The 5,895-nt window shown below is 47.9% G+C and carries 7 protein-coding genes; all 7 read right to left on the reverse strand.

From position 1 onward, the window contains the following. Positions 1 to 144 precede the first annotated feature (144 nt). Positions 145 to 837, reverse strand: coding sequence for a response regulator transcription factor (locus tag JGK16_RS32475; RefSeq protein WP_293193997.1), 693 nt, complete (start codon positions 835 to 837; stop codon positions 145 to 147). A 118-nt stretch (positions 838 to 955) separates the two neighbouring features. Further along, the gene (locus tag JGK16_RS32480) at positions 956 to 2,422 is read right to left on the reverse strand and encodes a hypothetical protein (protein ID WP_366517193.1); all 1,467 of its coding nucleotides are present in this window, start codon (positions 2,420 to 2,422) and stop codon (positions 956 to 958) included. After that, the gene (locus tag JGK16_RS32485; RefSeq protein ID WP_293203595.1) at positions 2,413 to 3,366 is read right to left on the reverse strand and encodes a hypothetical protein; all 954 of its coding nucleotides are present in this window, start codon (positions 3,364 to 3,366) and stop codon (positions 2,413 to 2,415) included. The genes JGK16_RS32480 and JGK16_RS32485 overlap by 10 nt, the downstream gene beginning before the upstream one ends. 518 nt (positions 3,367 to 3,884) lie before the next feature. Next, positions 3,885 to 4,052: a ssl1498 family light-harvesting-like protein gene (locus tag JGK16_RS32490; RefSeq protein WP_293187141.1), complete on the reverse strand. Its 168-nt coding sequence runs from the start codon at positions 4,050 to 4,052 to the stop codon at positions 3,885 to 3,887. Between the two features lie 79 nt (positions 4,053 to 4,131). Then, on the reverse strand, positions 4,132 to 5,163 hold the full coding sequence (locus JGK16_RS32495; protein WP_293194001.1) for a thiazole synthase: 1,032 nt from the start codon (positions 5,161 to 5,163) through the stop codon (positions 4,132 to 4,134). Then, positions 5,147 to 5,455 (reverse strand): hypothetical protein, encoded by a 309-nt coding sequence (locus JGK16_RS32500; protein WP_293187143.1) that lies wholly within the window; start codon positions 5,453 to 5,455, stop codon positions 5,147 to 5,149. The genes JGK16_RS32495 and JGK16_RS32500 overlap by 17 nt, the downstream gene beginning before the upstream one ends. 28 nt (positions 5,456 to 5,483) lie before the next feature. Beyond that, positions 5,484 to 5,895: RNA-guided endonuclease TnpB family protein (locus tag JGK16_RS32505; protein ID WP_293187144.1), on the reverse strand; the 412-nt coding region annotated here is incomplete at its 5' end.

Below are 5,895 nucleotides of genomic sequence, written 5' to 3' on the forward strand. Positions count from 1 at the left end.
CAAATAGTCTCGTGCGATCGCCCGAGTTGCGGACAAAGCTACCCAAATAGTCAAGGATGGGTAGCTTTGTCCATAAATTAAGTTACAGTTTCAAACCCCTACAGCCTTGTCCCTACAGATCCGGCTGCCGAATGCCGAATACTGCTAGGTTTTTGGCTCAAACTTGTAACCTACTCCCCGGACGGTTTGAATCATTGAGATTTGGTTGGTATCTGGTTCAATTTTGCGGCGAATTTGACCGATATGGACATCCACCACGCGATCGGCTCCCACATACTCGTAGTCCCAGACTTCTTGCAGCAATTCCGATCGCCTCCATACGCGACCGGGTTTGCTTGCCAAACAGTACAGCAGGTCGAATTCTAAAGCCGTCAAAGCAACTATCTGACTGTCGAGAATTACCTCGCGCCGGACGGGATCTATTAGTAGCTCTCCAAAGGTCAGACTTTGTTGTTGAGCCGGAGTAACAAGGCGTTTGCGCTTCAAAATTGCTGCAACGCGAGCTCCAATCTCTACAAGACTAAAAGGTTTAGTAATGTAGTCGTCAGCGCCTTCGGCAAACCCTTTCATTTTGTCAGCTTCATCGGTTCGGCTGGTCAGCATCAACACAAACACGCCCGTCCGTTTTTGCATCTCTTGACAGAGTTTGTAGCCAGTAGTATCGGGTAAATTTACATCTAGAACTACTAAGTCAGGATTGAGTTGCTCAAATAATTCCAGACCAGTCTGACCGTCTCCGGCCGACTCAACTTGATAACCTTGCTGGCTCAAAAAACGGTGAATTAAATTTCGGATTGCCGGGTCGTCATCAACCACAAGGATTTTTACAGGGGCCATGACCACAACTTTGTTTGAAGAATTAGGCAAGAAGATTCAGCCATAATAATAGAAAACTGGATACAAATCTCGAAAAAATTGAGCTTTTATATAGTTGTAGCCATATTTATAGCCATACTTATAACCTACGTAAGATTTCAGGCAATAAATCTCCAGGTACTTTGGATAAGGCTAGATTTTGGCCTTGCAGCCCACATTCGCTATAGAAAGCTCTAATCGTTTTCACAATATAACTCAATGCAGTTTGCCGGGAATCGGCAGCTTGAGAGTTTGGCGGGGCTTGCAGGTTAAGTTTATCTCCATATGTTAACCCTTTGTCGTTGAGATGTTGTCCCCATTCGGCACACACTTGCAACTGGTGGTGCAGTGCTGCTTCTAGATGGCTGGTTTGGGCGGCTTTGTTGGTGGCGAAATCTTGGTCTGTGGCTAGTTGATAGTGGGCTAGTCCGAGATTGTTGCGGGCGGCCCAGGTGTCAAAGGTGAGTTGGGTTCGATCGAGCTGGCCGGCGATATCCAGTGCAGCTTCGTAGGCGGTAATCGCCTGCTGTAAAGATTCCGTCCGGGCCTGTTTCTGCTGGAACTGGTTCCCCAAATGCCAATAAGCGGTACCGAGATTGTTGTAGGTGGCTGCTGCTGCTGCGGGTACCAATTCTCGGGTGCGGTATTTCAAGGCTTCGCGGTAGGCATCAATCGCCCTGACTAACAAGAGTTCTGAGGGTTCGTGCTGGGCGAGGTTCCAGCAAGCGGTACCGAGGTTGTTTTGGACTCCGGCATAGTTGAGCGGTTCTCGATCGGGACTGTAACAGCAAAGGGCTTGGGTGTAAGCGGCGATCGCGCTTTTGAGATAGACGATCGGCTGACCATCTTGAGCTAAATTCCAGTATGCTGTCGCCAAATTATTCTGAGCCGCCGCGTACTGCTGGGGCTCCGCCGCCGGGTCTAAATCTAGTAGCGCTTGTTGGTAAGCTGCAACTGCTTGCTGCAAGTTCTCTGTCTTATCTTGATAGCGGGCTAAATCTGCCGAAGCGATGCCCAAATTTTTGTTTAATCTCACGCGGGTTTGGGGTGCGCTGTCGGCATCTGTGCGGTTCAAACCTTCAAGGTAGAGGGCGATGCTGCGTTCGAGGCAGGATACCGGATCGGCTGCGTTATGCTGCTGCGTGCGATCGCGCGACAGCATCCAGTAGAAAGTACCGAGATCGTTGATCAGATCGGAAATTGGCGGTAGGCTGTGGGACTCCTCGGCGTACTGAGTTAAGTTTTGTGTCAATTGGGAAATTAGCCGCGCGCATTCCTCGGTTAGTGGTTGATTTTCCTGGGAGTTGTCGTCGAGTTCCAGGTATGCAATCACTTGCTCGATCGCGCGAATGGCAATTGTCAGGTTTTGCGGGGAGGAATCTCCGCCCAGAATCCGATCGCGGTAGTAATTTCCCAAACTGTGATAAGCCAAAGCCAAAGCTTCGGAACAGCACTCATGTTCTTGCAGCAATGCAATATATTGCAGGGTTTGCAGCGGCAGAAAATTGTCTTCCGATGCGGGATTATCTTCTACTTCCAACTCCTGAGAAGCCGCTGCTAGCACCAAATCTGCCAGTTCGACGGATTTAGAATCTGTTGTGGCGGGTTCAGAATCGGGAATGGGAGATGGGGAATCGGGAATTGGGGATGGGGAATCGGGAATTGGGGATGGGGAATCGGGAATGGGGGATGGGGAATCGGGAATGGGGGATGGGGAATCGGGAATGGGGGATGGGGAATCGATGGGGAATCGGGAATGGGGGATGGGGAATCGGGAATGGGGGATGGGGAATCGGGAATGGGGGATGGGGAATCGGGAATGGGGGATGGGGAATCGGGAATTGAGGATTCTTCAGAAGACTTTAAATATTTTAAAAGTTGGTCGCCATAGTCTCCGTTGTCCCGCAAGTTTCCGAAGTTTTCCGAGTGTCCGAAGTCTTCCGAGTGCCCGAAGTCGCCCTTAGCTGGAGTTGGTTCGCCTTCAAACTCAAATACTCCGGTGCGCCATTGCCAAAATTCCGGGGCCGATTGCTCGATCGAACTCAACCAAGGGCGCGACACCCACAGCAACAGAGTAGATTCGCACATTTGCAGGTTTGCTTCGATGTCTCTCAAATAGCTCAGGAACGACCACTGCACGGCTGGTGAGTGCCTGGTCAGGTGTTCGGCCCCGAGAATTTGAAATCCCGGCAAACGGCTGTAGCTGCCGCCGTTTCGGGGCAGTGGGTGTTGAGTCAGCCATGCGGCGATCGAGTCCCAAGGATTGGGATCGCTCACGTCGAGTTCCAAACTGACAAATCGGGGATAGTCGATCGGGTAGGGACGAGAAATCGAGTCGGCGCCCTCGGCGGCTAATTCTGCCTGCAAGCGGGCCGCCAGACAGTCCCGCAAACACAGGTCGTCGCAGGCGGCAATAAAAATTTGACGGCGTAAGTTGAGGTCGATCGCCTGTTTCAAGCGTTGATAGATCTGCTTGTTCGAGCTAGAAACTTTTTGGGAAGGAATAGACATCACGGTCTGGCGATTTTAGATTTTAGATTTTAGATTTTAGATTTGGGAATGTAGATTTGGGAATGTAGATTGTAGATTTTAGATTTGGGATTGTAGAGTTGAAATCGCTCCTAACTCGCAACACCGACGAGTTCGGCCGTCAATCGCACCGTTGATGACCTGCATGATTGTAGATTTTCAATTAGCAATTTTTTTATATTTGTGACGATTCGGTCTGATTAATTGCAACGATCGCCCCTGAACCTGAACGCCGAAAGGAAAAAACCCTATTTCTGCTTGTCTTGTTTAGTCTTCCAGCTCGCTCGGCACGCTTCAGGACTGTTGCAACTATAGCGGATCAAGCTCTCATATTCGCGGACGTTGTTGGGAAGAGAGCCCTCTTGGTTTCAGTGGTTATATAACCTGTCAGTCATACCTCACCTTTTTGAGAAAGGCTATACCATTGGTTGGGAAACATGGTTTGTTGAATGATTATTTAAAATAGCGATTTGAAGCAGCTTTGAGTGTCAGGTCAGTTTTTACACAGAAGCAGCCACAAACACCAAACCGGCTACTAACAGCGCGGCGGCAACACCCAGGATGATGTAGTTCCGTTGCTGGTTCTTGTTGGGAGGTACGGCGTCGTACATCTTCGGCTCTTTGGCAAAGTTGTTCAAGCGTCCGTCTTCTTCGGTAGTATAAGGCATTGGCAACAATCCTCAATATTTTTGATTGCCATCACTGTACCAAAAAAACGCGATCGAAGTGCCTGAAAAATTCGGGAATTTATTTTGATGTGACAGTACCTGTTTCGGGGGAAGAGGCGATCGCGTAATCTTTGACCGGCATTCTTCCTGCTAAGTACGCTAAACGTCCCGCTTCTGCGGCCATTCCCATTGCTTTGGCCATTGCCGGAGAATTCTGAGCATTGGCGATCGCGGAATTAATCAAAAGTGCATCAGCGCCCATTTCCATGGCTTGGGCCGCTTCGCTGGGAGTGCCGATCCCTGCATCCACCACCACAGGGATATTCACCGTGTCAATAATGATTTGAATATTGGCAGCATTATTGATCCCTTGCCCCGAACCGATGGGCGAACCTAAAGGCATGACAGTCGCACAACCGACTTCTTCTAGGCGTTTTGCTAGCAGCGGATCGGCATTGATGTAAGGCAAAACGGCAAAACCTTCTTTGACTAATTGCTCTGCGGCGTGCAAAGTGCCGATCGGATCGGGCAGCAAATATTTAGCATCCGGAATCACTTCTAACTTAACAAAATTATTATCTTCCTGCCCTAAAAGCTTCGCCATTTCCCTGCCCAAACGAGCCACTCTAACCGCCTCATCCGCCGTTTGACAACCAGCAGTATTCGGCAGCATCCAAATTTTAGTCCAATCAAGAGCCTCTGCCAATCCTTCATGACCGGGAGCATTTGTTTGCACTCGCCGCACAGCCACAGTCACAATTTCGCATCGGCTAGCGTTGACACTTTGCTGCATTTCGGCAATGCTGCGATATTTTCCCGTCCCCGTCATCAAGCGAGAATGAAATGTTTTGCCGGCAATAATTAGAGGTTTATCAAAAGATGGAGTTGCTGTATCTACTGGATAGCCAAAAATACTATACTCAAGTGCCTCTTTCCATTGTTCTCTACCGCCCAACATCTCTTCCAGTTGCAAACCTTCTTTATTTGTCAGCTCATCACGAGTAACTGCATAAACAATTTGCCCAACTGTAATCAATTTCGCCTCTCGCGGCATATTATTTTTTAAGCCAGTTTGTATAACTTCTTCAAATTCATTAAAAACGTCTTCCATTTTCCCATTCCTCCCTAGTAATCTGTTGTACTTCTTCGCTGTTGAATACTAATATAATATTCTGGATAAGTTGTCTTTCGTCCGAATAAAAAGCTTTTCTGATGCCATCGTTTATCTTCCAAAATTCATAACTATCTCGGTTGATGTGAATAATAACGGCTGCTGCACCTTGATTCTTTGCCCTGCTGATTCCTTCTTGAAGTCGGTATCTGATGTTTTTAGTAGATTTTGTCAACTCCTTAAATTCGGAAATCTCACCGTCAATCTCAGCATCTGGCGTTCTGCTATACAAATCCTAGACAAGTCTAGACATTTGCTTCTTACTTCATCGGGAGCATGGGAGCGGTTATCCCTCCGTAAGCTTTCACGATGAAAGCCAAGCGCGATAAATTAATTGCTGCGTTCAAATCCCTGTCCATCGAATGACCACAACTTTCACAGTCGTAGGTTCTTTCTTTTAGGGGCATATCTTGAATATGTCCGCAGTTTGAACAGGTTTTACTCGAAGGGAACCAGCGGTCGGCAATGATTATTTCACAGCCAAACTTTTTAGCTTTGTATTCTAGCTGACGTTTGAATTCATAGAATCCACAGTCAGCGATAACTTGAGCTAGTTTGTGATTAGCTAGCATTCCCGAAACATTCAAATTTTCTACTACTATCGTTGCGTGGTTTTTGCCTAAGTAAGTAGTAATTTGATGGAGAGTATTTTTTCTGAGATTCGCTACCGCT

Origin of the sequence: Microcoleus sp. PH2017_09_SFU_O_A (assembly GCF_020738625.1) — a bacterium.
Lineage (GTDB): Bacteria > Cyanobacteriota > Cyanobacteriia > Cyanobacteriales > Microcoleaceae > Microcoleus.

Excerpts from the sequence above, each read along its gene's own strand:
- JGK16_RS32490 (WP_293187141.1), bottom strand. The coding sequence starts at position 4,052 with ATGCCTTATACTACCGAAGAAGACGGACGCTTGAACAACTTTGCCAAA.
- JGK16_RS32475 (WP_293193997.1), bottom strand. The coding sequence starts at position 837 with ATGGCCCCTGTAAAAATCCTTGTGGTTGATGACGACCCGGCAATCCGA.
- JGK16_RS32485 (WP_293203595.1), bottom strand. The coding sequence starts at position 3,366 with ATGTCTATTCCTTCCCAAAAAGTTTCTAGCTCGAACAAGCAGATCTAT.
- JGK16_RS32495 (WP_293194001.1), bottom strand. The coding sequence starts at position 5,163 with ATGGAAGACGTTTTTAATGAATTTGAAGAAGTTATACAAACTGGCTTA.